The organism is Microbacterium sulfonylureivorans, from assembly GCF_003999995.1.
In the GTDB taxonomy this organism is placed as follows: domain Bacteria; phylum Actinomycetota; class Actinomycetes; order Actinomycetales; family Microbacteriaceae; genus Microbacterium; species Microbacterium sulfonylureivorans.
The window spans coordinates 117,729-140,585 of sequence record NZ_RJAD01000003.1 but is presented as its reverse complement, the minus strand read 5'-3'; the positions used below and the strand labels follow the sequence as shown (position 1 = coordinate 140,585).

General features: G+C 71.5%; 19 protein-coding genes and 1 tRNA gene. 13 read left to right on the top strand and 7 right to left on the bottom strand.

What is annotated here, in order from left to right; translation table 11 throughout:
* Window positions 1–30: 30 nt before the first annotated feature.
* From EER34_RS14200 to EER34_RS14190, 3 genes are read right to left on the bottom strand one after another with little or no spacing between them, the layout of a single operon-like run.
* Window positions 31–2,061, bottom strand: coding sequence for a glycosyl hydrolase (locus EER34_RS14200; protein ID WP_127475886.1), 2,031 nt, complete (start codon window positions 2,059–2,061; stop codon window positions 31–33).
* Complete coding sequence (locus tag EER34_RS14195; RefSeq protein ID WP_164743572.1) at window positions 2,058–2,789, bottom strand: HlyD family secretion protein; 732 nt, start codon at window positions 2,787–2,789, stop codon at window positions 2,058–2,060. The genes EER34_RS14200 and EER34_RS14195 overlap by 4 nt, the downstream gene beginning before the upstream one ends.
* A complete protein-coding gene (locus tag EER34_RS14190) occupies window positions 2,789–4,534 on the bottom strand; it encodes a glycosyltransferase family 2 protein (RefSeq protein ID WP_127475882.1) in 1,746 nt (581 codons plus the stop codon). The genes EER34_RS14195 and EER34_RS14190 overlap by 1 nt, the downstream gene beginning before the upstream one ends.
* Window positions 4,535–4,712: 178 nt before the next feature.
* Between EER34_RS14190 and rsmA the strand changes: the two genes are divergently transcribed.
* Both rsmA and EER34_RS14180 read left to right on the top strand, forming a co-directional pair.
* Window positions 4,713–5,561 (top strand): 16S rRNA (adenine(1518)-N(6)/adenine(1519)-N(6))-dimethyltransferase RsmA, encoded by an 849-nt coding sequence (gene rsmA, locus EER34_RS14185; protein WP_127475880.1) that lies wholly within the window; start codon window positions 4,713–4,715, stop codon window positions 5,559–5,561.
* A 100-nt stretch (window positions 5,562–5,661) separates the two neighbouring features.
* Window positions 5,662–6,579: a phosphodiesterase gene (locus EER34_RS14180; RefSeq protein ID WP_127475878.1), complete on the top strand. Its 918-nt coding sequence runs from the start codon at window positions 5,662–5,664 to the stop codon at window positions 6,577–6,579.
* On the opposite strand, the gene EER34_RS14175 is transcribed toward EER34_RS14180, so the two are convergent.
* Window positions 6,527–8,113 (bottom strand): stealth family protein, encoded by a 1,587-nt coding sequence (locus tag EER34_RS14175; protein ID WP_127475876.1) that lies wholly within the window; start codon window positions 8,111–8,113, stop codon window positions 6,527–6,529. The two genes, EER34_RS14180 and EER34_RS14175, sit on opposite strands and share 53 nt — an antisense overlap.
* A gap of 180 nt (window positions 8,114–8,293) precedes the next feature.
* On the opposite strand from EER34_RS14175, the gene EER34_RS14170 reads away from it, so the two are divergent.
* The 4 genes from EER34_RS14170 to EER34_RS14155 are packed head-to-tail and all read left to right on the top strand — an operon-like array spanning window position 8,294 to window position 13,575.
* On the top strand, window positions 8,294–9,361 hold the full coding sequence (locus tag EER34_RS14170; RefSeq protein ID WP_127475874.1) for an aldo/keto reductase: 1,068 nt from the start codon (window positions 8,294–8,296) through the stop codon (window positions 9,359–9,361).
* The gene (locus tag EER34_RS14165) at window positions 9,358–10,284 is read left to right on the top strand and encodes a 4-(cytidine 5'-diphospho)-2-C-methyl-D-erythritol kinase (protein WP_127475872.1); all 927 of its coding nucleotides are present in this window, start codon (window positions 9,358–9,360) and stop codon (window positions 10,282–10,284) included. The genes EER34_RS14170 and EER34_RS14165 overlap by 4 nt, the downstream gene beginning before the upstream one ends.
* Window positions 10,285–10,334: 50 nt before the next feature.
* Window positions 10,335–11,693, top strand: a complete 1,359-nt coding sequence (locus EER34_RS14160; protein WP_127475870.1) for a GNAT family N-acetyltransferase — start codon at window positions 10,335–10,337, stop codon at window positions 11,691–11,693.
* Between the two features lie 58 nt (window positions 11,694–11,751).
* A complete protein-coding gene (locus EER34_RS14155) occupies window positions 11,752–13,575 on the top strand; it encodes an ABC-F family ATP-binding cassette domain-containing protein (RefSeq protein ID WP_127475868.1) in 1,824 nt (607 codons plus the stop codon).
* Window positions 13,576–13,593: 18 nt separating this feature from the next.
* On the opposite strand, the gene EER34_RS14150 is transcribed toward EER34_RS14155, so the two are convergent.
* Entirely contained in the window at window positions 13,594–14,091 is a 498-nt protein-coding gene (locus EER34_RS14150) for a MarR family winged helix-turn-helix transcriptional regulator (protein ID WP_127475866.1), read from the bottom strand.
* A gap of 91 nt (window positions 14,092–14,182) precedes the next feature.
* Between EER34_RS14150 and EER34_RS14145 the strand changes: the two genes are divergently transcribed.
* The 7 genes from EER34_RS14145 (at window position 14,183) to EER34_RS14115 (ending at window position 20,379) form a co-directional block, all read left to right on the top strand.
* Window positions 14,183–14,254 (top strand) — tRNA-Gln (locus EER34_RS14145).
* 1 nt (window position 14,255) lies between these two features.
* On the top strand, window positions 14,256–15,728 hold the full coding sequence (gene glmU / locus EER34_RS14140; RefSeq protein ID WP_127475864.1) for a bifunctional UDP-N-acetylglucosamine diphosphorylase/glucosamine-1-phosphate N-acetyltransferase GlmU: 1,473 nt from the start codon (window positions 14,256–14,258) through the stop codon (window positions 15,726–15,728).
* A complete protein-coding gene (locus EER34_RS14135) occupies window positions 15,703–16,737 on the top strand; it encodes a ribose-phosphate diphosphokinase (protein ID WP_127475862.1) in 1,035 nt (344 codons plus the stop codon). Before glmU ends, EER34_RS14135 begins: the two co-directional genes overlap by 26 nt.
* 135 nt (window positions 16,738–16,872) lie before the next feature.
* Window positions 16,873–17,343: an FMN-binding protein gene (locus tag EER34_RS14130; protein WP_127475860.1), complete on the top strand. Its 471-nt coding sequence runs from the start codon at window positions 16,873–16,875 to the stop codon at window positions 17,341–17,343.
* A gap of 3 nt (window positions 17,344–17,346) precedes the next feature.
* On the top strand, window positions 17,347–18,252 hold the full coding sequence (locus EER34_RS14125) for an FAD:protein FMN transferase (protein WP_127475859.1): 906 nt from the start codon (window positions 17,347–17,349) through the stop codon (window positions 18,250–18,252).
* A complete protein-coding gene (locus EER34_RS14120) occupies window positions 18,249–18,806 on the top strand; it encodes an MOSC domain-containing protein (protein WP_127475857.1) in 558 nt (185 codons plus the stop codon). The genes EER34_RS14125 and EER34_RS14120 overlap by 4 nt, the downstream gene beginning before the upstream one ends.
* Before the next feature lies 1 nt (window position 18,807).
* Window positions 18,808–20,379, top strand: coding sequence for an FAD-dependent oxidoreductase (locus EER34_RS14115; RefSeq protein WP_127475855.1), 1,572 nt, complete (start codon window positions 18,808–18,810; stop codon window positions 20,377–20,379).
* A gap of 59 nt (window positions 20,380–20,438) precedes the next feature.
* Here EER34_RS14115 and EER34_RS14110 read toward each other — a convergent pair whose 3' ends face one another.
* Window positions 20,439–22,019, bottom strand: a complete 1,581-nt coding sequence (locus EER34_RS14110) for a sensor histidine kinase (RefSeq protein WP_127475853.1) — start codon at window positions 22,017–22,019, stop codon at window positions 20,439–20,441.
* Window positions 22,016–22,744 carry a response regulator transcription factor gene (locus EER34_RS14105; RefSeq protein ID WP_127475851.1) on the bottom strand — a complete coding sequence of 243 codons (729 nt, stop codon included), beginning with the start codon at window positions 22,742–22,744 and terminating at the stop codon, window positions 22,016–22,018. The genes EER34_RS14110 and EER34_RS14105 overlap by 4 nt, the downstream gene beginning before the upstream one ends.
* Window positions 22,745–22,857: the final 113 nt, after the last annotated feature.

Here is a 22,857-nt window from a genome sequence, read left to right as displayed (position 1 = left end):
AGCCGCGGCCCCCCGCGGGGTCGAGCGCACTCACCGCGAGTCCCCCTCGCCCATGTCCACGGCGGTGAGCCAGGCGAGCAGGGCCGAGAGCGACGTGCCGTCGTCGAGCGCGCCGCCGTCCAGCGTCGCGGCGTGCTCCTTCGCCGCGGCCAGGGCTTCAGGCCCGGCGAGTGCCGAATACGCCAGGACGTACTCGCCGAGCGCACCCGCGAACGCCGCCTCGCCGCCGGCCTCGGCGACGTGCTCCGCGACCAGCGCCGGGTCGTCGGCGAGATAGTCGAGCGCGAGGGGTCCCAACGGCAGGATCTGGATGCCGAGGATCGCCGACGGCTCGGCGCTGAACCACGTCGCGTACTCGCGCTTGCCGCCCCAGACGAGGGAGATCATCCCATGATCGAACCCCGGGGGGATGCCGGCGAGATCGGGATCGAGCCACAGCGTGCGGGCGGCGTCGACCTCGGACGACAGCATCCACTCGGCCGTCCTCTCCAGGTCGGCGTCGCCGCGGGCGCGGGCCCAGAGCGCCAGGCCGTTCCACGCCGCGACGGCCTCGGAGCTCGACTCCTGGTTGTTGCCGTCCGCGAAGGGCGCCATGCCCGAGGCCCAGGAGTGCCCGCGGAACGGATCGAAGACGCGGAGGGCGGGGAGCGTCGCGTCGGCGGTCCCGGCCGCCACGTCGGCGGCGAGGACGTCCATGACGGGAGCGAGCGCGTCGACGGTCTCCGGTCGCGCCTCGGCCAGCGCGGCGGCCGCGGTCAGGAAGTAGCCGTAGTGGAAGTGGTGGTCGTTGCCCTCCTCCGACCCGAACGACGGCGTGCGCCCCACCACGAGCCGCAGGACGTCGTCGTAGACGAAGCAGCGCTCGTCGCGCGTGCGGCAGCCCTCGGGGTCGATCCACGGCTCCAGCTCGACCTCGAGGCGATCGGCGATGACCTCAGCGAGCTCCGCGTCACCGAGGGATCGGGCGAGCGACAGCAGCGCCGCAAGGCGGGCGAGGGCCTTGCCGCCGAAGTACGTGTCGGCGGGGGGCGGCCCGGTCGCCGCGAAGTCCGCGGCGACCTGCTTCGCGAGCGCGGATCGGGTCCCGTCGTCGAGGGCGGAGAAGTCGTAGTCGGCCCGGGCATCGCGCCGCGGAACCGACCACTCGAGCGCGGTGCCCGCGCACGCCGATGCGAGGCCGTACACCGTCTCGAAGGTGCCGAGCGCGCACTCCGGCCCCGTCTGCCGCCCGGGCATCGGCACGACCACGGTCGCGTCTGTCCCCAGGTAGCGAAGGCGCGTCGAGACGGTGTCGTCTCCGACCGCGAAGGATGCCTCGACCTCGGTCACGGGGTCACCGAGCGCCTCGCTCCAGGCCGCGGCATCCGAGTCGGCCGGGACCGCGAACCACTGGGCGGTCGCCCCCGCGGGGAGCCGCACGGCTCCCGCGTCGACGGTCGCGTCGGGCGCACGCACGCCGTACGTCCGTCCGTCGACGGACGTCGTCCACGTGTCCGAGCCGGCGGCCCGCAGTTCGCCCGCGATCGTCAGCGTGACGTCGCGCGCCGCGGTGAAGGCGATGACCGGCCAGCCCTCGGCGGTGGTCAGGTCGCCGACCACCTCCTCTCCCAGCGCGTAGCGCGCCGTCACCGACACCGGGGTGGCGCGGACCACGGTGAAGGTGTCGGCGGGCAGGGCGACCGCGACGCCCGCGTCCGCCTCGGTGGCGATGGTCGCGGCGCTCGCCGCGACCCGGGGCAGCGTCACCGTGAACGAGCCTGCCTGAAGATCGAGGGCGAGGGGGAACGGGAAGATCCGCTCCGACACATCGCCGAACGCGACGCCCGAGTACCACCGGTTCGTCGGCGGTGCGATGTCCGCCGCCGCCCGCGACACGATCGCCGGAGCGAGCTGCGCCACGGGGAGCGCGCCCACGGCGGCCGAGGCATCCGTCGACGATCCGGGCGCGGTCCATCCTTCCTTCGCCGGTGACGGGCTCGCGCCGGGAGCGCATCCGGCCACGACGGCGGCGGTGCACATCAGCAGCGCGAGAGCGCGCAGGCGCGTTCGGGCGGCCGTCACAGGCCTACCTGCTCGCGGAAGTCGCGGAGCATGTCGGAGACTCCGGACAGCGGACCGTCGTCGCGCAGGTGCAGGGTCGCGCGGACCGGTGTTCCCGGCCGGTAGAGGCCTTCGAGCGACTGCGCCTTGAGAGCGGCGCTCTCGATCGTGACCGTCGAGGTGGCCAGTCCGTCGACGGTCTCGACGTCGATCTCGGTCACGATGCCGCGGATGGACCGGTCGTCGGGGAGCAGGAGGTCGACGATGGTGCCGTCGCTCATCCGGCCGTAGTCGCGCGAGGTGAGGGTGAACTCGGCCTCGACCGTGAGGGTCTGCGCGCGGTCGATCGCGGCGAGCACCTCGCCGGACTGCGCGAAGTCGCCGACCGGCGCGAACACCTCCGAGACGGTGCCGTCGACCGAGGACGTGACGGCCAGCGTCCCGTCGGGATCGACGGGCACGCCGAGGTCGCTCTCGGTGATCGACTCCGACGCGAGATCCCGCGCCAGGAGCGGACTGTGGACGAGGAAGAGCGTGTCGCCCGCCTTGACCGTGTCGCCCGCACGCACCAGCTGCTCGGTGACGGTGCCCGCGTAGATGCTGCCGACGGAGTACTCCTGGGACACGATCGACGCGCTCGCGCTCTCCGCGCGCAGCTGCCGCTGGTTGAACGCGATCGTGCACACGGCGACGATCGCGAGGACGACCAGGAGTCCGAAGAACAGTCGGATCCGGTTGGGCCAGGTCATCATGAACCTCCTCGGGCCGCACGCGTGCGGGTCGATCGGAGCGGGCCGACGATGTCCGTCGCGACCGCGGCGCCCCCGGTCCCGCCGAGCACCGGCGCGGGGAGGGGACGGGCGACGATCGTCACGGGGGCGACAGCGCTCGGCGCGGCCTCCGCCGCCGGGGCGGGCGCGGGACGCGGATGGACGGCGGCGCGATGCTCGTGCAGCGCCGCACCGATGAACGCGGCGAGGATGAGCGTGTTGGTCACGTTCCACGCCGTCGCGAGGGTCAGCGAGCCGTGGTTCGCATCCCGCCAGATGGCGACGACCGAGGTCAGCGCCAGGAAGACGAAGAACAGCAGCTGCGGGACGATGAAGTTGAAGGGCGACCGCCGTGTGGCGGTGCCCGTCACGTGCCACCCGACGTCCTTCCCCGTGATGACGTTCCAGAGCGCCTTCGTGTAGATCGGGAACGACACGGTCGACAGGGTCAGCGTCTCCCAGCGGAAGGAGCCGACCACGAACCATGCGAGGAGGATCTGCATCGCATAGAACCCGGCGTAGTACAGCCCCCACGTGAGCGGTGTGATCGTGAGATCCATCGGGCGCAGATCGAAGTAGATCTCGAGCGGCGGCACGAGGATCAGCAGCAGCGGGCAGATCCCGGTGAGGTAGAAGGTCGCGGTGACGAAGTACTGGATGCGCTGGTCCCCGGTGAGACGGCGCTTCGGATTGAGCGGATTGTGCGTGAGCAGGATCTCGAACCCGCCGGTGGCCCAGCGCAGCTGCTGCTTGCTGAACGCCTCGATCGTCTCGGGGGCATCGCCCACGGCGAGGACGTCGGGGATGTAGATCGAACGCCACCCTCGTTCATGGAGGCTGAGGGCCGTCCAGACGTCCTCCGATTTGGAGTCGGTGTGCATGCCGCCGATGTCGTCGATCGCCGCGCGCCGGAAGATGACGTTCGTCCCGACGCAGAACGCCGCATTGAAGCGATTGCGGCCGCGCTGCGCGAAGCGGTAGAACACCGTCTGCATGAAGGCGGCGCCGCGCGCGATCACGGTCGTGAGGTTGCCGTAGGCCTGCGGCGTCTGCACGAACGCCACATTCTCGTCCGTGAAGAAGGGGACCGTCTCGATTAGGAAGTCGGGATCGGGGACGAAATCGGCGTCGAAGACCGCGAAGAGGTCGCCCTTCGCGATCGAGAGGGCGTGGTTGAGGTTGCCCGCCTTCGCCCCGTTGCCGCTCAGCCGGCGGACGTACCACGCCCCGAGCTCCGCGGCCGAGTCCTTGACGGCATCCGACCGCCCGTCGTCGAGCACCCAGGTCCGATGGGCGCCCCGGAGAGCCACCGCGGCCTCCACGGTGCGGCGCACCGTCGAGAGCTCCTCGCCGTAGACGGTGATGAAGACGTCGACGAGCACGACCCTCCCGTCGAGGTGCAGGGAGTCGTCGTCGGCGTTCGCCAGGAGCAGGCGCTTGGCCTCGTGGTACGGGAAGTCGCGAGGCTCGTATCCCGACGACAGGATCGTCCACATCGACAGCAGCGCCTGGAAGACGAGGATCGACTCCGCGACGAGGACGAGGAGGTACGGCAGGACGTCGCCGCGGTTCTCCGGGTTGAGAAGGAAGAGCGAGTACGCCACGACGCCGAGCGTCGCGATGACCGAGATGAGGACGAAGAGGGCCGAGGTCTCGCTGCTGCGCACCAGCCGGCCGGCCGGGTCGAATCGCGTCAGATGGGTGCGGGGAAGTGCATTCGTCATGCTGTCCTCCGGATCAGATGCCCTGCCGCACGGGGCTGCGCGGCACCGTGCTGGCAGGCTGACGATCGGACGTCGAGCCTTCCGAGTCCCATGCTGTGCGCGTCCCGCGACGTGGGCGTTCCGATGGTGTGAACGTCGCGTGACGTTTGCCTGGGTGCGCTCTGGGTACTGTGGACGCATGCCCGTGTCCCTGCTCGGAGCCGCCGAGATCCGCGCGCTCGCCGCCGACCTCGATGTCACCCCGACGAAGAAGCTCGGTCAGAACTTCGTGGTCGACGCCAACACGGTGCGCAAGATCGTCCACGTCGCCGAGGTCGCGCCCGGCGACACCGTCGTCGAGGTGGGGCCGGGTCTCGGCTCGCTCACCCTCGCGATCCTCGAGACCGGGGCGTCCGTCACCGCCGTCGAGATCGACCACCGCCTCGCCGCGCGCCTGCCGGCCACGGCGGCCGCGCACGGCGTCGCCGACGGCGCGCTCACGGTCGTCGACGCCGATGCGCTGCGGGTGACCGAGCTGCCGGGCGATCCCACGGTGCTGGTCGCGAACCTGCCGTACAACGTGAGCGTCCCGGTGCTGCTGCACTTCCTCGAGACCTTCCCGGGCCTCGAGCGCGGTGTGGTGATGGTGCAGGCCGAGGTGGGGGAGCGTCTCGCCGCACCTCCGGGCTCGAAGGTGTACGGCGCGCCCAGTGTGAAGGCCGCCTGGTACGGGCCGTGGCGGCTCGCCGGCACCGTCTCGCGCCAGGTGTTCTGGCCGGTGCCGAATGTCGACAGCGTGCTCGTGGGCTTCCGACGCGACCCCGAGCCGCGCGGCAGCGAGGAGGAGCGGGTCCGCACGTTCCGGATCGTCGACGCCGCGTTCCAGCAGCGCCGGAAGATGCTGCGCCAGGCGCTGTCCGCTGTCCTCGGCGGCACCGCGGCCGAGGCATCCGCGGTCCTCGAGAGCGCCGGCGTCGCGCCCACCGCACGCGGCGAGGAGCTCTCGATCGACGACTTCGTCCGGATCGCCCGCGCACTGCATTCCTAGATTTCCCTCAGCGTTCACCGCGTCTTCCCGGCCGGTACGAAACATGCCTGTAACATTCCGGGCAGTCCTGACTCGACCGCAGGGCGGGGGAGACGAGCCGATGCGCACCGCGGAGTACCCGGCGCCCGAGCGGATTCTGCTGCATATCAGCGACACGCATCTGCGTGCCGGCGGCTCATGCCTGTTCGACCTCGTCGACGCCGCCGAGCGACTCGCGCGCACGCTCGCGGTGATCGAGGCGAGCGGCGTCCGCCCCGACGCGGTGGTGTTCACCGGCGACCTCGCCGATCTCGGCGAGCGGGATGCCTACGCCCAGCTGCGCGCGCTCGTCGAGCCGTTCGCGGCCCGGATCGGCGCCCGCGTGTTCTGGGTCATGGGCAACCACGACGACCGCGCGGTCTTCCGCGAGACACTGCTCGACCAGGTGGGGGCGCTCGATCCCGTCGACCGCGTCGACGAGCTCGACGGCCTGCGGATCGTCACGCTCGACTCGACCGTGCCGGGTCACCATCACGGGGAGCTGCGCGACGAGCAGCTCGCATGGCTCGCCGGGGTGCTGGCCACGCCCGCCCCGCTCGGCACGATCCTGGCGATGCACCACCCGCCTGTCCCGAGCGTCCTGCCGCTCGCGGCGAGCGTCGAGCTGCGCGACCAGTCGCGTCTGGCGGCGGTGCTCCGCGGCTCGGACGTGCGCGCCGTCATCGCGGGCCATCTGCACTACTCGACGTTCGCGACGTTCGCCGGGATCCCCGTGTCGGTCGCCTCATCCACCTGCTACGCGCAGGACCTCACGGTGCCGACGGGCGGAACCCGCCCGCAGGACGGTGCTCAGGCGTTCAATCTGATCCACCTCTACGACGACACCGTCGTCCACTCCGTGGTGCCCGTCGACGCGCCGCGCGCGCTCGAGCACATCGACGCCGTCGAGGCGCAGCGGCGCCTCGCCCTGGCCGGGGTCGGTCCGTTCAGCCCCGCGCGGACGGATGCGCCGACCGAGCCGATCGCTCTGCCGCGCTGAGCTCTTCCCGCTCCCACGGCGCCCGCACCGGGAACATCCGCTCCAGCGACGCCCGCAGGACCCGCGTGCGCAGCTGCTCGGGGACCTCGGTCTCGCCTCCGTCGTTGAGGCAGAACATGTCGATGTCGGTGCGCTCGGCGAGGCGCTCCATGCGCCCGAGCGACGCCGCCAGCGTCGTCTGCACGTAGCGCACGCGCGGCTGCCGCGTCGCGACGGCGCGCCCGGTCATCAGCGCGTAGTAGTGGTACAGGCTGTTGGTCACCGAGATGTCGGTGGAGGAGCGGAACCGGGATGCCGCAGTCCGCGCGAAGTCGTCGGGGAAGACCTGCTCCAGCTCGGCCATGACGCTCTTGCGCAGCGGCGTCGCGCAGTGCTCGAGGTCGCGGCCGATCGTTCGTCCGAAGCGCTCCTTGAGCAGCGCACGGTTCACGCGGAGCCCGTTGTCGTGCCCGCTGCGATGGGGCGCGGGAGCGCCGGCGCCGATGCGCACCTCGCACTCCACGAACTTGGTGACGCCCGCGGGGGTGAAGAACAGCTCGGGCTCGCTCAGCCGTCCGAAGAACATGTCGTCGTTGGAGTAGAGGAAGTGCTCGGCGAGGCCGGGGATGCGGTGCAGCTGCGCCTCGACGGCGTGCGAATTGTGCGTCGGCAGCGTGGACGGGTCTGCCCAGAACTCCTCGCTGCGCACGATGGTGACCTTGGGGTGGTCCCTCAGCCACGAGGGTGCCGGCGAGTCGGTGGCGATGAAGATCCGTCGCACCCACGGCGCGTACATGTGCACGCTGCGCAGCGCGTACCGCAGCTCATCGACGTGGCGGTAGCGGGCAGGGCCGTCGTCGCCCTCGCCGACGACGTACTCGGCCATCCGCGCCGCGCGCTGACGCTGGAAGTCGCTCGATGACCCGTCGACCCACGAGAACACGAGGTCCACGTCTTCGGAGAACTCGTGCGGCTGCAGGTCGAACATGCCGTCGATCGTCCGCCAGCGGCGCCCGTGGCGTTCGACGTCGGCGAAGGCCAGGTCGTCCGTGGGCGTGAGGCGGCGGGTGAGGGCGTTGTCGTGCGGTGCCTCGACCAGGTCCGCACCGAAGCGCCAGAACTCGAGGCGGGCGCCGAGCCCCGCGCCGTATCGCAGCCCGCCGTCGCGCGAGATGCGGGGACGGTACAGCCGCACCGCGAGCGGACCGTCGCCGTGGACGCGGGCCTCCGTGGCGCGCTGGGGCGTGCGGCCCTTCTGCTTCATGTACAGCGGCTCGCGCTCTCCCAGCTCGGCGAGCGCGGCCAGGGCGGCGTCGCGCGCGTCCACGTCGACCACGAGGGCGGGGACCGACCGGTCGTGGCGGATCAGGGTGACCTCGATGCCGGCGGCTTCGAGGGTCTCGGCGACGAGCAGCAGGTCGGCCGTGCGCGCCTGGACGGGCGTGACGTCGTCGTGCACGACGTGCAGCAGCCCGCCGTCGAGGACGACGTCGGTGCGGTCGAGCAGCGTCGACCAGGTGTCCTGCGGGGTCGGTACGACCGAGAGTGAGGGCAAGGGGTTCTCCTTCGAGGACGGGCGGGGGTGCCACGTCCGTGGCCCACACTAAGCACCGTCCGTTACAGCGACGTTTCCGCACACCACCCTTGACAAGCCGTCGGCGGATGTGATTTGTGCGAACAGACCAGTGTGACACGCGACCCTGCGAGGTCGCCGATGCGCCGATAGCCTGGACGGGTGACCGAAGAGCCGCGCTACCGTGCCCACGGGGGAGACCTGCACCGCCCCTACACCGCCGCCGACGACCGCTACGACGGCGCCGGCTTCCGCCCCGTCGGCACCTCGGGGCTGACTCTCCCGCCCATCTCGCTGGGGCTGTGGTGGAACTTCGGCGACAACATCCCCTTCGACAACCAGCGGGGCCTCCTCCGCCACGCCTTCGATCGGGGCATCACCCACTTCGATCTGGCGAACAACTACGGCCCGCCGTACGGCTCGGCCGAGACGAACTTCGGCCGGATGATGCGCGAGGACTTCGCGCCGTATCGCGACGAGCTCATCATCTCGTCGAAGGCCGGGTACGACATGTGGCACGGACCCTACGGCAACGGCGGGTCGCGCAAGTACATCCTCGCGAGCGCCGAGCAGTCGCTGAAGCGCATGAGCATCGACTACGTCGACATCTTCTACTCGCACCGCGTCGACCCGGACGTGCCCATCGAGGAGACCGTCGGCGCTCTGGACACGCTCGTGCGCCAGGGCAAGGCGCTCTACGTCGGCATCTCGTCGTACAGCGCGGAGCGCACGGCGGTCGCGGCATCCGTCGCCCGCTCGCTCGGCACCCCCCTCGTGATCCACCAGCCCGCGTACTCGATCCTCAACCGCTGGGTCGAGGACGGGCTGACCGGCATCCTGAAGCAGGAGGGGATGGGCGCGATCGCCTTCACGCCGCTCGCCCAGGGCCTCCTCACCGACAAGTACCTCGGCGGCGGTCCGGCCGAGCGCGCGCAGCAGCGGTCGTCGGTGCCGGACCGGTCGCTGTCGGAGAAGGGGCTCGCCAAGCTCCGCGGTCTCGACGTGATCGCCAAGGAGCGCGGGCAGACGCTGGCGCAGCTCGCGATCCAGTGGGTGCTGCGCGACCCGGTGGTCACCTCCGCGCTGATCGGGGCATCGCGCCCCGCGCAGCTCGACGAGAACCTCGCCGCGCTGGACGGCCCCGGCTTCACGACCGAGGAGCTCGAGCAGATCGACGCCCTCTCGGACGGCATCGACGTCGATCTCTGGGCGGAGTCGGCCCAGTCGTGAGCGAAGCCGTCGTGACCGATCGCGTCCATGTGCGCGCGCCGGGCAAGCTGAACCTCTTCTTCGAGGTCGGCGGTGTCCAGGACGACGGATATCACGATGTCGCCTCGGCCTATCAGGCGGTATCGCTGTACGAGAGCGTGTGGGCGAGTCACGCCGACGACTTCACGGTGACCATCTCGGGATCGGTCGACATCGAGGGCGTCCCGGCCGACGACCGCAACCTCGCGGTGCGGGCGGCCCGGCTCGTCGCGCAGCGCATCGGTCACAGCGGCGGGGTGCACCTCGACATCGTCAAGAGCGTGCCGGTCGCGGGCGGCATGGGCGGCGGCTCCGCGGATGCCGCGGCCGCCCTGGTCGCGTGCGACGCGCTGTGGGGCGCAGAGCTCGGCAGCTCCGAGCTGCACAAGCTCGCCTCCCGGCTCGGAGCCGATGTGCCCTTCGCGCTCATGGGCGGGACGGCGATCGGGACCGGTCGCGGCGACCAGCTGAGTCCCGCCCTGGCGAAGGGCCGGTTCGACTGGGTCGTGGTGCCGTCGGCGGAGGGCCTGTCCACACCGGAGGTGTACGCGCATCTCGATGTGCTTCGCGCCCAGCACGACATCGGCACCACGGGGAGCGCGCCGGCCGTGGAACCGGGAGTCCTGCACGCGCTGCGCGCAGGCGATCCGGTGGCTCTCGCCGAGCACATCCGCAACGACCTGCAGGCGGCGGCGCTCTCGCTGCGTCCCGGGCTCCGGTCGACCCTCGAGCTGGGGGAGCGCTCGGGTGCGCTCGCCGGGCTGGTGTCGGGGTCCGGTCCTACGCTGGCATTCCTGGCCGGCGACCCCGAGTCCGCCCTCGAGCTGCAGGTCACCCTCTCGGCCGCCGGGCTCGAGGCGCTGCACGTGCACGGGCCCGTGGCGGGCGCGCGCGTCCTCAGCTGACGAGGTCGGCCCGCGGGGCCGACGACGACCGACGACGGAAGGAACCGACGATGACGTTCGACACAGACACCCGCCCCGAGGCGACCACGACGACGGTGGATGCTGCGTCCTTCCGCAGCGCGCCGGTGCACGAGGCATCCCGTGCCCGCCTCGCCGGCAACGGCCTCGACTACCGGGTCGTGCCGGTCGACGGCGACGGCTACCCGCAGTGGCTGCAGGTCGTCGCACGCGGCTTCCAGGACGGCGAGCGCAGCGACGAGCAGGTCGCGTCCAGTCGCGAGCGCAGTGGGTACCGGCGTGTGACGGGCGTGTACGACCCCGCGGCGCCGATCGCCGACGCGCCGGTGGCGACGATCGCGTCATGGATCGGCGAGCTCACCGTGCCGGGCGGCGCGGCCGTGCCGTCGTGCGCGATCTCCGCGGTCACGGTCGCCCCGACGCACCGGAGGCGCGGGATCGCCCGCGCGATGCTCGAGGGCGAGCTCGGCGCGGCGGTCACCGCGGGTGCGCCGATGGCCATGCTGACCGTCAGCGAGTCGACCCTGTACGGCCGCTACGGCTTCGCGCCGGCGGCTCTGAGCGCATCGTGGCGCATCGAGACCAAGCGCGCCGCGTGGATCGGCCCGAGGCCCGACGGACGCGTCGACTTCATCACACGGGAGCGGCTGCGCGAGCTCGTCGCGCCGCTCCACGAGCAGGTGCGGCACGACGTCGCCGGTGAGATCGACGTGCCGGGCGGCCACTGGGACGGATTCGCGGGCACGACCCCGACCGCCGAGAAGGCGGGCGAGAAGCGCGCGGTGCAGTACGCCGACGCCGGCGGCGAGGTGCGGGGCTTGGCGATCTACTCCGTGCACGGGAACGACGACGACTTCACGAAGGCGTCCGTGCGCGTCGGGTACCTGCTCGCCGCGACCGACGACGCCTACGCCGCGCTCTGGCGCTTCCTCCTCGAACTCGACCTCGTCGCCGAGGTCAACGCCGACGAGCTGTCGGTCGACGAGCCGCTTCGATGGATGATCGCCGACCAGCGGGCGGCGCGGGTCACCCTCCGCGATCACCAGTACGTCCGCATCCTCGACGTGCCGACCGCCCTCGAGGCCCGGCGGTTCGCGTCCCCGGGCACGATCGCCCTCGACGTGGCCGACCCGCTCGGTCACGCCGCGGGGAGGTACATCCTCGAGGTGGACGCCGACGGACGCGGCTCGGTGACCCCGTGGGGGCCCGGCACCGCGCCCGGCGGCGCCGTGGAGGTGTCTCTCGGCATCGAGGAGCTGTCGGCCGCGTATCTGGGCGGCGTGTCGCTGGCGACGCTGGCGGCCGCGGGTCGGGTGAGGTCGACGGATGCCTCGGCCGCCGCCCGCGTGTTCGCCTGGCACACCGCGCCGCGACTGAGCATCTGGTACTGAGCGCCGCTCACGGCGGACGGCGCGAGGCCGGCCCGCACTCGCCTAGCCTTGAGGAGACATGGCACATCTTCTGGGGGCCGAGGCCCTTCATCTCGAGTTCCCGACCAAGGTCGTCTTCGACGGCGTCTCGCTCGGCGTCGACGAGGGCGACCGCATCGGGATCGTCGGCCGCAACGGCGACGGCAAGTCGAGCCTGCTCGCGATGCTCGCCGGGCGACTCGCGCCCGACTCAGGACGCGTCACCGTCCGCAGCGGGGTGAGTGTCGGCGTCCTCGACCAGGCAGACACGCTGGACGACGCGCTGACCATCGCGCAGACCGTCGTCGGCGACCGCCTCGAGCACGAGTGGGCGGGCGACTCGCGCGTCCGCGACGTCATCGCGGGCCTGCTGGGCGGGCTCCCCTGGGACGGGCCCGTCACGGACCTGTCCGGCGGCCAGCGCCGGCGCGTCGCGCTGGCGGCGCTGCTCACGGGCGACCACGACGTGATCTTCCTCGACGAGCCGACCAACCACCTCGACGTCGAGGCGATCGCGTGGCTCGCCGAGCACCTCAAGCGGCGCTGGTCGGCCAGTCAGGGCGGGCTCCTCGTCGTCACGCACGACCGGTGGTTCCTCGACGAGGTATGCACCCGCACGTGGGAGGTGCACGACCGTGTCGTCGAGCCCTTCGACGGCGGCTACGCGGCCTACATCCTGCAGCGCGTCGAGCGCGACCGGCAGGCCGCGACGATCGAGGCGCGTCGGCAGAACCTCGCTCGCAAGGAGCTGGCGTGGCTCCGTCGCGGCGCGCCGGCCCGCACATCGAAGCCCAAGTTCCGCATCGACGCGGCGAACGAGCTCATCGCCGACGTGCCCGAGATCCGCGACAAGACCGAGCTGCAGTCGCTGGCGGTCTCGCGACTGGGCAAGGATGTCGTCGACCTCCTCGATGCGTCGGTGACCTACCCGTCGCCCGGTGGCGGTCCGCCCCGGGAGGTGCTCCATCCGGTCGAGTGGCGCATCGCCCCGGGCGAGCGCACCGGCATCCTGGGTGTCAACGGCGCCGGCAAGTCGACGCTGCTCGGCCTGGTCTCCGGCGACGTCGTACCGACCGCAGGACGGGTCAAGCGGGGCAAGACCGTGCAGGTCGCGACCCTGACCCAGCGACTCGACGAGCTCGAGGAGCATCTCGACGATCCGGTGCGCGCGGTCATCGAGCGACTGCGCACCACCTACACGTTCGGGAGCGGGTCTAAGGCGCAGGAGGTCACCCCCGGGCAGCTGCTCGAGCGGATGGGGTTCGCCAGCGCCCAGCTCTCGACGCCGGTCAAGGACCTCTCCGGAGGTCAGAAGCGCCGCCTGCAGCTGCTGCTGATCCTGCTCGAGCAGCCGAACGTGCTCATCCTCGACGAGCCCACCAACGATCTCGACACCGACATGCTCGCCGCGATGGAGGACCTCCTCGACACGTGGCCCGGCACGCTCCTCGTCGTCTCGCACGACCGCTACTTCATCGAGCGCGTCACCGATCAGCAGTACGCGATCCTCGGCGGGCACCTCCGGCATCTGCCCGGTGGCGTCGACGAGTACCTGCGGCTGCGCACGCGCGAGCGGGAGGCTCCCGCGGCGCTCCCCGGCGGGCCGGCCGGGGCATCCGTCGTCCCTGCCGCGACGGGGCTCAGCGGCGCCGACCTGCGCACCGCCCAGAAGGAGCTCTCCGCACTGGAGCGTCGCCTCGAGAAGCTGGAGAAGCAGATCGCCGCCGCCCGCACGGCGCTCGCCGAGCACGACCAGTCCGACTACGTCGGCCTCGGCGCCGAGATGGCCCGCATCGGTGGGCTGGAGGCCGAGCGCGACGACGTCGAGCTGAGGTGGTTCGAGCTCACCGAGCAGATGGGCTGACCGTCCGGCTGCGCGCTCTCAGGCGTCGAAGCCGAGGCTCAGCTTGCGCAGGAGGCCGGCGAGGCGCTCGCGGTCACCGCGCGAGAGCCCGGCGAGCAGCACCGCTTCGGCATCGACGAGGCGCGTGATCGCGGCATCCACCCGTGTCTTCCCGTCGTCGCTGAGGATCACCAGGATGCTGCGCCCGTCGTCGGGGTCGGCCTCGCGTCTGACGAGCCTGCGGCCGACGAGCCGATCGATGCGGTTGGTCATCGTGCCGCTGGAGACCAGCGTCTGGAGGAGCAGCTGCTTCGGGCTGAGCTGGAACGGCTCGCCCGCGCGCCGCAGCGCCGACAGGACGTCCCACTCCCACGGCTCGAGGTCGCTCCGGCGGAACGCGTCGCGCCGGGCGCGGTCGAGGTGCCGGGAGAGCCGGTCGACGCGTGAGAGCACCTCGAGCGGCGAGAAGTCGAGATCGGGTCGCTGCGCGATCCACGCCTCGACGATGCGATCGACCTCGTCGGTCTCCTTGGCCATCCCCCCATTATCGGGGGGAGGGCAGTCCACCGCGGGCAGGGCGTGCGGAGAGGTCTGGCAGACTTGACGGCGGCCGCGCCGGGCGCGGTGGTCCGCCGTGGTGTAACGGCAGCACGACAGCCTTTGGAGCTGTTAGGTCCAGGTTCGAATCCTGGCGGCGGAGCATGACCCACAACATCGACGACCGCAGTCTCGCCGTGATCGTGCTGGCCGCCGGCCAGGGGACGCGCATGAAATCCTCGCTGCCGAAGGTCCTGCACCGCATCGGCGGCCGCCCACTCGTGGGCCACGTGATCGACACCGCCCTGACGCTCTCGCCCGAGCGCCTGGTGGTGGTGGTGCGCCACGAGCGCGACCTCGTCGCCGACGCGGTCGTCGCCGCAGCACCCGGAGTCGTCGTCGTCGACCAGGACGACGTTCCGGGTACCGGGCGCGCCGTCGAGCTCGCCCTCGACGCGCTCGGCGACTTCGACGGCGACGTGCTCGTGCTCAGCGGTGACGTTCCGCTCCTCGAGGCGGGCACCCTCGCGGCGCTCGTCAGCGCGCACCGCTCCGGCGCGGCGGCGGCGACCGTGCTGAGCGCCGTCGTCGACGACGCCACCGGCTACGGCCGCGTCATCCGCGACGTGGACGGCGCGGTGTCGCGCATCGTCGAGCAGAAGGACGCGACGGCGGACGAGGCATCCGTCACCGAGATCAACGCGGGGGTCTACGTCTTCCAGGCGCCCGCCCTGCGCACCCACCTGGCCCTCGTCGGCACAGCCAACGCGCAGGGCGAGAAGTACCTCACCGACGTGGTCGCCCTGCTGCGCGCCTCGCGGCTCGTCGTCGCCGCATCGAGCGCACCGAGCGCCTCGGCCGCCTTGGGGGTGAACGACCGCGTGCAGCTGTCCGAGGCCGCGCGACTGCTCAACGCCCGGACGGTGCGCCGCTGGCAGCTCGAGGGAGCGTCGATCCTCGACCCCGCGACCACATGGATCGACGTCACCGCGACGCTGGCTCCCGACGTGACGGTGCTGCCGAACACGCACATCCTGCGGGCCACGGCGATCGGCGCCGGCGCGACGATCGGTCCCGACACGAGCCTCGTCGACTGCGAGGTGGGGGAGAACGCGGTGGTCACCCGCACCGACGCGACGCTCGCCGTGATCGGCGCCGGGGCCACCGTCGGGCCCTTCGCCTACCTCCGCCCGGGCACGTACCTGGGCGACAAGGGCAAGATCGGCACCTTCGTGGAGACGAAGAACTCCACGATCGGCGAGCGGAGCAAGGTGCCGCACCTGTCGTACATCGGCGACACGACCATCGGCACGGGGGTGAACCTCGGCGCCGGCGCGATCACCGCGAACTACGACGACATCACCAAGCACCGCACCGAGATCGGCGACGAGGTGCACACCGGCTCGCACAACGTCTTCGTCGCGCCCGTTAGGATCGGAGACGGCGCGAAGACCGGGGCCGGGGCGGTCATCCGCAAGGATGTTCCCGCCGGTGCCCTGGCTCTCAGCGTGGCCCCTCAGCGCAATGTCGAGGGGTGGGTCGAGAACAACAGACCGGGAACAGGCGCGGCGGATGCCGCGGCCAAGGCTCGGTCCGCACAGAAGGCGGACGATGGGGCGCAAGAAGAAGACCGTTGAACTCGATCGCGATAACGACATCGCACCCGGACTGGTCGCCAAGACCAAGAAGCGGCTGGTCATCGCCCGGGGAAGCTCGCACCCGGCGCTCGCGGCGGAGGTCACCGAGCATCTGGGCACCGAGCTGGTGCCCACCGAGTACCGCACGTTCGCGTCGGGCGAGATCCTCACCCGGTTCGAGGTGTCGATCCGCGGCTGCGACTTCTTCCTGATCCAGAGCTTCGGGCCTCCGGTCAACGAGTGGCTCATGGAGACGCTGATCATGCTGGATGCCGCCAAGCGCGCGTCCGCGAAGCGGATCACCGTCGTCGCGCCGTACTACCCGTACTCGCGGCAGGACAAGAAGGGCCGTGGGCGCGAGCCCATCAGCGCCCGTCTCGTCGCCGACCTGCTCAAGACGGCGGGCGCCGACCGCGTCATGAGCGTCGACCTCCACGCTGCGCAGATCCAGGGCTTCTTCGACGGGCCGGTCGACCATCTGTTCGCCAAGCCCGTGCTGCTCGAGTACTTCCAGAACACGCTGAGCGACGACGACCGCGCCAAGCTCACGGTCGTCTCGCCCGACACCGGCAGGGTGCGCGTGGCCGACACCTGGTCCGACAGCCTGGGCGCGCCGCTCGCGATCATCCACAAGCGCCGCGACCCGAATGTCGCGAACGAGGTCACGGTCAACGAGATCGTCGGTGACGTCAGCGGACGGGTGTGTCTCCTCGTCGACGACATGATCGACACCGGCGGCACGATCGTGAAGGCGGCCGAGGCGCTCAAGGCCAACGGGGCCGTCAAGGTGATCGTGGCGGCGACCCATCCGATCTTCAGCGACCCGGCCGCGCAGCGTCTGCAGAGCGACGCGATCGACGAGGTCGTCGTGACCGACACGATCCCGATCCCCGACTCCAAGCGCTTCCCGACGCTCACGATCCTCCCGATCGCGCCGCTGCTCGCTCGCGCGATCCACGAGGTCTTCGAGGACGGATCGGTCACGAGCATGTTCGACGGGGCGGCCTGACGCCGGATCTGAACGATCGGGCGCATCCGAACGTGACCTCCTTCAGAGGTCGCTCATAGTGAGCGCTGTCAGGATCCCCTCACGGCGCCGACCTGCGAGCGCCGACCTCGACACCAACGACCCAGGAGGACCACCATGATCCGCACCGCCGTCGCCACACGTCCCGCTCGCTCTCTCCGCGCCGGCGCGACCGTCGCCGCGGTCGCAGGCATCGTCCTGCTCGCCGGATGCTCCCCGGCCGCCGACGACGCCTCGACCGACACGCGTTCGGACGCCGGGACGACCGGCACCGACACCGGCGGCGCCGCGACCTACGCCGACGGCACCTACACCGCCGAGGGCTCGTACTCGACGCCCGAGACGGTCGAGACGATCTCGGTCACCGTCACGCTCGACAGCGACGTCATCACGGCGGTCGAGGTCGTCGGCGATCCGCAGAAGGCCGAGTCCGAGCAATACCAGGGCCAGTTCATCGGCGGCATCTCCGATGTCGTCGTCGGCGAGGACATCGACGAGATCTCCGTCAGCCGCGTCGCCGGATCGTCCCTGACGAGCAGCGGCTTCAACCAGGCGATCGACGCGATCAAGGCCGAAGCGGCCCTCTGAGCGATGTCCCGCCCGGTGCCGGCGCAGTCCACCGGCGACACGTGGCGATTCGACGCGATCGGCACGGCGTGGGAGATCGTGGCGGACGCACCGCTCGGTGAGAAGACGCGGCAGCGGGTCGCGGCCGTGATCGACGACTTCGACGCGGCCTGGTCGCGATTCCGCGCCGATTCGCTCGTCGGGTCGCTCGCGTCCGCAGGAGGGGCCGTGCCCGCGCCGCCCGACGCCGCAGCGATGCTCGACGCGTTCGTCGAGCTGTCCGATGCCACGGGCGGCGCCGTCAACCCGCTGATCGGGGCATCCCTCGAGCGCCTGGGCTACGACGCGGGCTACTCGCTCACCGCCGGCGTGCCCGTCGCGGCGCCTGCGGATTGGGTACGCGCACTGACGTGGCACGACGGGATCCTCGCCCTCGACCGCCCCGCGACGATCGACGTGGGCGCGCTGGGAAAGGGCCGGCTCGTCGACCTCGTGGCCGACGTGGTGGCGCTCGCCTCCCCGGGCGGCTTCGTCGTCGACGCCGGGGGCGACATGGCCGTGCGCGGCGCTCCGCAGCGGATCGGGCTGGAGCATCCGTTCGATGCGCGCCGCGCGATCGGCGTCTGGGAGGTGACGGATGCCGCACTCTGCGCGTCGGCGGTGAACCGGCGCGCGTGGGGCGACGGCCTGCATCACGTGCTCGACGCCCGGACAGGCGTTCCGGTGCACACCGTCGCAGCGACCTGGGCGGTGGCGCCCACCGCGATGCGCGCAGACGCCATCGCCACGGCGCTCTTCTTCGACGGGGGACCGCGCCTCGCGCACGACTGGGGCGTCGAGTGGGTGCGGATGACCACCGACGGCCGCGTGGACTGGTCGCCCGGCTGCCGCGCCGACCTCTTCCGCCGAGAGGCTAGCGTGGAGAGGTGACCGACTCGCTTCCCCTCGGACAGGTCGTCGCCGTCGCCCGCGACGACGCGCACCGCTTCAGCAAGCCCACGCGCGAGGCCATCACCCTGATCGCCGGCTTCGGCGTCGAGGGCGATGCGCACGCCGGGGCGACGGTGCAGCACCTCTCCCGCGTGCGGCGCGATCCGTCGACGCCCAACCTGCGGCAGGTGCATCTCATCCACGCCGAGCTGTTCGCCGAGATGGACGAGCGCGGCCACCGGATCGATCCGGGGGCGATGGGCGAGAACATCACCACGTCGGGGGTCGACCTGCTCGGCCTTCCGCGCGGGACGCGGCTCGAGATCGGCGACGAGGCCGTCGTCGAGCTCACGGGGCTCCGCAATCCCTGCACCCAGATCAACGGACTGTCGGAGGGGCTGATGAAGGAGCTCGTGTACGTCGACGACGGGGGAGCCACCGTGCGCTTGGCCGGCGTCATGTCGATCGTGCTCACCGGAGGAGAGGTGCGGCCGGGCGACGGCATCCGCATCGTGCCGCCCGCAGGCGCCCACGAGCCCCTCCAGGCGGTGTGACGTGCTCGGATCCGTCACCGCGGTCTGGAACCGCGTCTTCGCCCTCCTGGGGCGCGTCTCGATGTACCGCGTCGTCTACCTCGCCCTGGCAGCCCTCGCCGTCACGTCGCTCGTGCTGTCGTTCTTCGATCTGGTCGGGCCCTCTCCTCTCGAGCTGATCGCGACGCTCGCCGTCCTCTCCGCCGTCTGCGTGGGAGTGGATGCCGCGGCCCAGCGCGTCCTGCACCTGCCCTGGCGCCTCGAGTCGTCGCTGATCACCGCGCACATCCTGCTCTTCGTGCTGCGCCCGACGCTCGATGTCGCCGCGCTCGGCGGCATCGCGATCGCGGCGGCCGCGGCCTCCCTCTCGAAGTACCTCCTCGCGTGGCGAGGGCGCCACATCTTCAACCCGGCCGCCGTCGGAGCGACCGTTCTCACCCTCCTGAGCATCGCGTGGCCGGCACTCGGAGCGTCGTCGTGGTGGGTCGGCACGCAGGCGCTCGCGCTGCCCGTCGTCGTGCTCGGCCTCGCCGTGCTGTGGCGCACCGAGAAGATCCGCGTGGTGGCGGTGTTCCTCGTGATCGCGGTCGCGATCGCGGTGCTCCGCACCGCCGCGCAGCTGCAGGCGGCCGGAGCCGTCGTCGACTCGATGACCGTGTTCTGGCAGATCCTGTGGTCGTCGCCGTTCCTGTTCCTCGGCGCGTTCATGCTGTCCGAGCCGCTCACGCTCCCACCGCGTCGCTGGCAGCAGTTCACGGTGGCCGCGATCGTCGGCGTGCTGGCCGGATGGCCGATCCCGCTCGGCGACATCTCGCTCGGGCAGGAGCGCGCCCTGCTGATCGGCAACGCGGTCGCCTTCGCGTTCGCGGTCCGCACCGCGGTGCGGCTCACCCTCGATTCCCGAGCCGAGCGCACGCCGACCGTGCAGGAGCTGACGTTCCGCGTGCACGACCGGCTGTCGTTCGTCCCCGGCCAGTACCTCGAGCTCGAGGTGCCGCACGCGCACCCCGACGCCCGCGGCACGCGCCGCGAATTCAGCATCGCCTCCGCGCCCGAAGACCTTCCTCTCCTTCGCGTCGCCTTCAAGGAGAGCTCGGCCGCGTCGGCGAAGCCGCAGTCCTCGTACAAGAAGGCGCTCGCCCGGGTGGCGCCGGGGGAGCGGCTGGCGATCACCGGCGTGTGGGGCGACTTCGTCCTTCCCAAGCGCGACGGCGCCCCGATCCTCATGGTCGCGGCGGGCATCGGCGTGACGCCGTTCGTCTCGCAGATCCGGCACATGCGTGCGGCGGGCGAGGAGCGCGACATCGTGCTCGTCTACGTCGCCTCGGACGCGTCCGAGCTCGCGTACCGCGCCGATCTCGAGGCAGCCGGGATATCGGTCGTCGTGTTCACGCGCGACCGGCCGGCCGATCTGCCTGCGAACTGGCTCTGGGCGCGCGGTGTGCGGCTCGACGCGGAGGGTCTCGTGACCGTCGTGCCCGACATCGCGGCACGCCACGCGTACATCTCCGGTCCGGCCGGACTCATCGCCGACCTCGCGCCGGCGCTCGAGAAGGCCCGGTCGATCACCACCGACGCCTTCAGCGGCTACTGACCTGCCCACCCCCGGGGGCGGGCCGGACGGGTCTGGTCACGACCGCCGACCTGGTTCGGCTAGGGCGTGACGGGCTGGTCCTCGTCGGCGGGAGCGTCCATCGTCGGCTCCTCGGAGACGGCGCTGTCGGCCGGGTCGAGAGGTCTGGCGGGAAGACGCACCTCGAAGGTCGTGTCCCCGGGAACGCTCTCGACCGAGATCGTGCCGCCGTGCGCGTCGACGATCGCTCGGGCGATGGAGAGGCCGAGCCCGGTGCCGCCCGTCTGGCGGGCGCGCGACCGGTCGGCGCGCGAGAACCGCTCGAAGAGCTCGTCGCGCAGCGTCGGCTCTATGCCGGGGCCGTCGTCGTGGACGCGCAGGACGGCGGTGTCGGCATCCCGTTCGACCGTCACCGTGACCGTCGTGCCGGCGGGCGTGTGCGTGCGCGCGTTCGCGAGCAGGTTGGCGGCGACCTGGTGCAGGCGGCCGGTGTCGCCGGCGATCTGCACCGGGGCGTCGGGGAGGTCCATGACCCACTGGTGGTCGGGCCCCGCCGGTCGGGCGTCGCCGACGGCCTCGATCGCGAGGCGGGTCAGGTCGACCGTGCCGTAGACGAGCTCCTGCCCCTCGTCCAGCCGGGCGAGCAGCAGCAGGTCCTCGACGAGCGTCGTCATGCGCAGCGACTGCGCCTGGATGCGCTCGAGGGACGCCTCGGTCGTCTCGATCGTGGCGGCGCGGTGGTCCTTCGAGAGGGCGCGCAGGGACAGCTCCGAGTAGCCGCGGATGGACGCGAGCGGCGTCCGCAGCTCGTGGCTGGCATCGGCCACGAAGGTGCGCATGCGCTCCTCGTTGCGCTGACGCGCGGTCAGCGACGTGCCGACGTGGTCGAGGAGCGTGTTGAGCGCCTCGCCGACTCGGCCGACCTCGGTGCGGGGATCGGCCTGTCGCGCGGGAACGCGCTCGGGGATCGAGACCTCGCCCTGGTCGAGCGGGATCCTCGAGACGCGCTCGGCCGTGTCGGCGACGGCGCGCAGCGGCGCGAGGCCGGCCCGGATCGTCCACGCGGTGGCCAGGGCGAGGAGGATGAGGCCACCGAGCGTCAGCAGGCCGATCGTCGTGAGCATCCGCCCGATGTTGACGGCCACCTGATCGCGGGAGATTCCGACCACGACGCCCGACTCGCCGTCCACCCGGAAGGTCCCGACCTCGTCGATCGTGACGACGAACGGCGTATCGCTGCGGAGGCCGTCCACGAGCTGGGTGATCTGGTCGGTCGTGAGCGCCACGACCGCACCGTCGGAGTCGACGTAGGCCGCGGTCGGCTCTCCGAGCGGTGCCTGCACGGCGAGGAGGAAGCCGGGCTGCTGGGGCATCTGATTGAGGATCTGCTCCGCCGTCATCCCCGACGCCACCGGCTGGCGCACCATCGCCGCCGTGCGCTGGGCCGAGCTCTTCACCTGGTTCGTCAGGCTGTCCTCGAGGACGGTCCCGAGGATCGCGCTCGTCGTCACTCCGACGAGCACCATGATCAGCGACGTGATCGCGACGACGGTGACGATGAGCTTGTTCTGCAGCGTCCAGGGCCGACGACGGGATGCCTCGTCCCGCGCCGGGGGAGCGGCCGCGGCATCCGCCGGGTTCTCGGTTCGGGCGTCGGTCATTGCGGGGCCTTGATCATGTAGCCGACGCCGCGCACCGTGTGGATGAGGGGATCGCGGCCGTGGTCGATCTTCTTGCGGAGGTAGGAAATGTACAGCTCGACGACGCTGGAGCGTCCGCCGAAGTCGTAGTTCCAGACGCGGTCGAGGATCTGCGCCTTCGAGACGACCCGGCGCTGGTTGCGCATGAGGTAGCGCAGCAGCTCGAACTCGGTCGCGGTCAGCTCGATCTCGGCGCCGGCCCGCTCGACCTCGTGGCTGTCCTCGTTGAGGGTGAGGTCGGCGACGCGGAGGATCGGCTCCGCGCCCGACGCGTGCGCCGTTCCCGCGCGGCGCATGAGGCCGCGCAGGCGCGCCACGACCTCTTCGAGTGAGAACGGCTTCGTGACGTAGTCGTCGCCGCCGGCGGTGAGACCCGCGACCCGGTCGCTCACGGCGTCCTTCGCGGTCAGGAAGAGCACCGGCACGTCGTCGCCCGACTGGCGCAGGCGCTGCAGCACGGCCATGCCGTCGAGGTCGGGCATCATGACGTCGAGCACCATGGCGTCGGGCGAGAACTCGCGGGCCGCCTGGAGCGCCTGGAAGCCCGAGCCTGCGGTGCGCACCTCCCACCCCTCCATGCGCAGGGCCATCGACAGGAGGTCGGTGAGCATCTGCTCGTCATCGACGACGAGCACGCGCAGGGGCGAGCCGTCGGGACGCAGGAGTGCGGGCGTGGCGTTGGTCATGGGTCCATTGTGCTCGCGTTCCTATGTGCTTCCTATGGCGAGCGCTATGCGGATGCTGTGAGTGCGGAAGCGCGCACATAACCGGTTCATAGCCTCCGCTGGAGTTCTGCATC

Coding starts and splice junctions, on each gene's coding strand:
- EER34_RS14195 (WP_164743572.1), bottom strand. CDS start 2,789: ATGACCTGGCCCAACCGGATCCGACTGTTCTTCGGACTCCTGGTCGTC.
- EER34_RS14190 (WP_127475882.1), bottom strand. CDS start 4,534: ATGACGAATGCACTTCCCCGCACCCATCTGACGCGATTCGACCCGGCC.
- rsmA (WP_127475880.1), top strand. CDS start 4,713: ATGCCCGTGTCCCTGCTCGGAGCCGCCGAGATCCGCGCGCTCGCCGCC.
- EER34_RS14180 (WP_127475878.1), top strand. CDS start 5,662: ATGCGCACCGCGGAGTACCCGGCGCCCGAGCGGATTCTGCTGCATATC.
- EER34_RS14160 (WP_127475870.1), top strand. CDS start 10,335: ATGACGTTCGACACAGACACCCGCCCCGAGGCGACCACGACGACGGTG.
- EER34_RS14155 (WP_127475868.1), top strand. CDS start 11,752: ATGGCACATCTTCTGGGGGCCGAGGCCCTTCATCTCGAGTTCCCGACC.
- EER34_RS14150 (WP_127475866.1), bottom strand. CDS start 14,091: ATGGCCAAGGAGACCGACGAGGTCGATCGCATCGTCGAGGCGTGGATC.
- glmU (WP_127475864.1), top strand. CDS start 14,256: ATGACCCACAACATCGACGACCGCAGTCTCGCCGTGATCGTGCTGGCC.
- EER34_RS14135 (WP_127475862.1), top strand. CDS start 15,703: ATGGGGCGCAAGAAGAAGACCGTTGAACTCGATCGCGATAACGACATC.
- EER34_RS14130 (WP_127475860.1), top strand. CDS start 16,873: ATGATCCGCACCGCCGTCGCCACACGTCCCGCTCGCTCTCTCCGCGCC.
- EER34_RS14125 (WP_127475859.1), top strand. CDS start 17,347: ATGTCCCGCCCGGTGCCGGCGCAGTCCACCGGCGACACGTGGCGATTC.
- EER34_RS14110 (WP_127475853.1), bottom strand. CDS start 22,019: ATGACCGACGCCCGAACCGAGAACCCGGCGGATGCCGCGGCCGCTCCC.
- EER34_RS14105 (WP_127475851.1), bottom strand. CDS start 22,744: ATGACCAACGCCACGCCCGCACTCCTGCGTCCCGACGGCTCGCCCCTG.